General features: G+C 31.7%; 4 protein-coding genes. 3 read left to right on the top strand and 1 reads right to left on the bottom strand.

What is annotated here, in order from left to right; genetic code table 11:
- Window positions 1-86: 86 nt before the first annotated feature.
- On the bottom strand, window positions 87-1,091 hold the full coding sequence (gene holA, locus FLA105534_RS23055) for a DNA polymerase III subunit delta (protein ID WP_173968424.1): 1,005 nt from the start codon (window positions 1,089-1,091) through the stop codon (window positions 87-89).
- A 93-nt stretch (window positions 1,092-1,184) separates the two neighbouring features.
- Between holA and FLA105534_RS23050 the strand changes: the two genes are divergently transcribed.
- Genes FLA105534_RS23050 through FLA105534_RS23040 form a run of 3 tightly spaced genes read left to right on the top strand, consistent with a single transcriptional unit; the run spans window position 1,185 to window position 3,544 of the window.
- Window positions 1,185-1,631, top strand: coding sequence for a type I restriction enzyme HsdR N-terminal domain-containing protein (locus FLA105534_RS23050; RefSeq protein WP_173968423.1), 447 nt, complete (start codon window positions 1,185-1,187; stop codon window positions 1,629-1,631).
- Window positions 1,632-1,655: 24 nt separating this feature from the next.
- A complete protein-coding gene (locus tag FLA105534_RS23045) occupies window positions 1,656-2,675 on the top strand; it encodes a glycosyltransferase family 2 protein (protein ID WP_173968422.1) in 1,020 nt (339 codons plus the stop codon).
- A 35-nt stretch (window positions 2,676-2,710) separates the two neighbouring features.
- Complete coding sequence (locus FLA105534_RS23040; protein ID WP_173968421.1) at window positions 2,711-3,544, top strand: OmpA/MotB family protein; 834 nt, start codon at window positions 2,711-2,713, stop codon at window positions 3,542-3,544.
- Window positions 3,545-3,796 lie beyond the last annotated feature (252 nt).

Raw genomic sequence — 3,796 nt, 5'->3', positions numbered from 1 at the left:
CACTATTTCAGCGTAATAAATCAGAATAAATGGATATATTCACTTAAGACGAAGACACTTGTAATAGAATATTATTTTTAAATTATTTAATTAAATATTTTATACAGCATTTCTTTTAATAAATCAGATTGCGGCAATGCATTAGCTCCTACTCCTTTGCTTTTAATATCTACATCACGCAGGGCTCCTACAATCTGACTTACTTTACGCATTGGATAATTTTTTATGGCCAAATCATACTCCTTTAAAAAATAAGGGTTTACACCAATAGCTGCTGCGACATTTTTAGGGTTTTTATCTTTCAGTCCATGATATTTTAAAAGTTGAACAAAGAATCCAAACACCAATCCTGTTGTCATTACCAGTGGATATTCTTTAGGATTGTGAGCAAAATTCTCTGCAATTTTATAGGCTTTGAGCTGGTTTCGCTCCCCTATCGCTTTTCTTAACTCAAAAACATTATAATCTTTACTAAATCCAATATTCTCCTCAATATGCTGGGGCGTAATTACTGTTCCTTTCGGTAGAATAATTTGTAGTTTCTCGAGCTCATTATTAATCTTACTCAAATCAGTACCCAGAAATTCAACCAGCATTGCATTGGCTTTTGGATCAATGGTGTACTTTTTTCCTGCAAGTACGCGTTTTATCCAGTCTCCAACCTGATTTTCGTATAATTTTTTACTTTCATACACGACTCCTTTCTGAGCCAGTAGTTTAGTTACTTTTTTTCGCTTATCCAGTGTTTTGTACTTATAACAGAAAACCAATACGGTTGTTGTCATTGGATTAGCAACATAAGATTCGATCTTGTCAATTGTTCTCGATAAATCCTGTGCCTCTTTTACGATAACAACTTGACGATCAGCCATCATAGGATAGCGCTTGGCCGTTGCTACAATATCTTCAACAGAAACATCTCTTCCGTAAAGAACGGTTTGATTGAATCCCTTTTCTTCTTCAGCAAGGACATTTTGTTCAATATACTCCGATAGTTTATCAATATAATAAGGCTCTTCGCCCATTAAAAAATAAATCGGCTTTATATCTCCGGCTTTTATCTCATTAACAATTTTTACAACTTCGTCCATTCAAATTTTATTTCAAGCTTCAGATTTCGGTTTATGGCTTCAAAACTTGAAACTTTAAACCAGAAAGCTGAAACTATTTTATATTTTTGTCTTATGTTAAAACTAAATTTCCCAACATATACTTTCCGATTCAAAAATAGCGAAAATAAAGTGTCTATTTTTGATGAAATCAGGAAAAAATTTATCATTCTTACTCCAGAAGAATGGGTTCGCCAACATGTTGTTCGTTTTTTAATGACCGAGAAAAAATACCCTAAATCGCTAATAAACGTAGAAAAAGTACTCACTGTCAATGGATTGAGAAAAAGATATGATGTTGTTGTATTTAATTCTGATGGCTCTATACATATACTGGTAGAATGTAAAGCTCCTGAGGTTAAAATCTCGCAAGCAACTTTTGATCAGATTGCCCGTTATAATATGACAATGCAGGCACGGTTTTTGAATGTTACAAACGGACTGAGTCATTTTTACTGTCAGATGGATTTTGAAAATGAAAAATATCAGTTTTTAAGAAGTTTACCTGATTATAACAAATAATATTAAAATAAATAAAAATTACTTTTGGATAAAATAGCTGTTGTAATTTTAAATTGGAATGGAATAAAATTATTGGAACAATTTTTACCTTCTATTATTCAATTTTCTGAGGGAGCTCAAATATACGTTGCTGATAATGCTTCGACAGATGATTCTATAACTTTTGTTAAGAGCAATTTTCCCACAATAAAAATCGTTCAAAACAATGGTAATCATGGTTTTGCAAAGGGTTACAATGATGCTTTGCAACATATTGATGCTGAGATTTATGCTTTGGTTAATTCAGATATAGAAGTAACTCAAAATTGGCTAAATCCTATCATTGAAACTTTTGAGAATGAAAAGTTAACTGCTATTATTCAGCCTAAAATTCTGGACTATAAGAACAAAGAATACTTTGAATATGCAGGTGCAGCTGGTGGTTTCATTGATAAATACGGATTCCCTTTTTGTCGCGGACGTATTTTTGATACTATCGAAAAAGATAATGGACAATATGATGATAATTGTGAATTGTTCTGGGCGTCAGGAGCTTGCTTTTTTATAAGAAGCGAAATTTACCATGAACTGGGAGGTTTTGATGAAACCTTTTTTGCACATCAGGAAGAGATTGATTTGTGTTGGCGTGCAGCAAATGAAGGACATACTATTAAGTACAATTCTGCTTCAGTTGTTTATCATGTTGGAGGAGCGACTTTGCAGCAGGGAAATCCTAAGAAAACCTTTTTGAATTTTAGAAATTCACTACTAATGCTTGTGAAAAACTTACCTAAAAAAGGACTCTTCTTTGTGATTTTCTTCCGAATGGTTTTAGACGGTATAGCTAGTATTCGTTTTCTTACACAAGGAAAGTTCCTGCATACCTTTGCAATTCTCAAAGCGCATTTCTCTTTTTATTGCATATCTTTAAAATACCTGAGGAAACGCAAAGATTTCCAGATACAGCAATACTATACCGTAAAAAGTGTCGTTTACTTGTATTACATAAAGAAATTACTTGTATTTAAGGAAATCTTTAACAGTAATCAAAATATTAAGAACTAAATTTGTAATCAACGTTTAATTAAATATAATACCTTATGAGAAAAATAGTTATCGCACTATCAGTATTAATGGCCTTAACTTCGTGTGTATCGAAAAAGCAATATGCAGCTTTAGAAGCTAAGAACAAAGAGATACAAGATTTATTAAACTCTTGTACAGTTAAATTAAATACTTGTCTGGAAGAAAAAGCAGGATTAGCAGCAACTGCTGAAAGTTATAAACAACACAATCAGGATTTAATCAGTACTTCTAAGGATTTAACTGTTTTAACTACTAAAGGAGCTGAAAACCTTGAAAAATCTTTAGAAAGTTTAAAAGAGAAAGATTTAAAAATATCAAGACTACAGGACGCTTTAACGAAGAAAGACAGTGTAACATTAGCTTTAGTTACAAGTTTAAAAGGAGCTGTTGGAATTAACGATCCAGATATTGAAATCAATGTAGAGAAAGGAGTTGTGTTTATTTCTATCGCAGATAAATTATTATTCAAAAGCGGAAGTTATGACGTAAGTGACAAAGCGAAATCTGTTTTAGCTAAAGTTGCAAAAGTTGTAAACGACAAACCAGATTTTGAATGTATGGTTGAAGGTCATACAGATGACGTTCCTTACAAAAGCAACGGAATTATCTTAGACAACTGGGATTTAAGTGTTAAACGTTCTACTTCAATTGTTCGTGTATTAACTAATGATCTTGGTGTAAACCCTGCTAAATTAATCGCTGCCGGTAGAAGTTCATATGTGCCATTAGTAGCTAATGATACTCCGGATAACAAAGCTCGTAACAGAAGAACTCGTATTGTGGTTATGCCAAAAATCGATCAATTCTACGATATGATTGAAAAAGAAATGAAAAAACAAGCGAAATAATCCCGCTTTTACATAGTTCATTAAACAGAAAAAGCAGGTCAATTGACCTGCTTTTATGTATTCCTAATTTTTTTAATAACCAATTAAATATAAATCAAGAATAGCATTATCTTTAATTTAACTAACTAAATTTTAACTAATCTAAAGTTAGTTATTTATTTTAGATATTTATATCATTTAAGTTTTTTTTTACAAATAGCCCTTATTGGCTATTTTTTTTATTTATAAAGATAGCACTATACTATTTATTAC

Source organism: Flavobacterium collinsii (assembly GCF_902804485.1).
GTDB classification, from domain to species: domain Bacteria; phylum Bacteroidota; class Bacteroidia; order Flavobacteriales; family Flavobacteriaceae; genus Flavobacterium; species Flavobacterium collinsii.
Note: the sequence above shows the minus strand (reverse complement) of the source record. Positions and strands in the feature narration are given on the sequence as shown.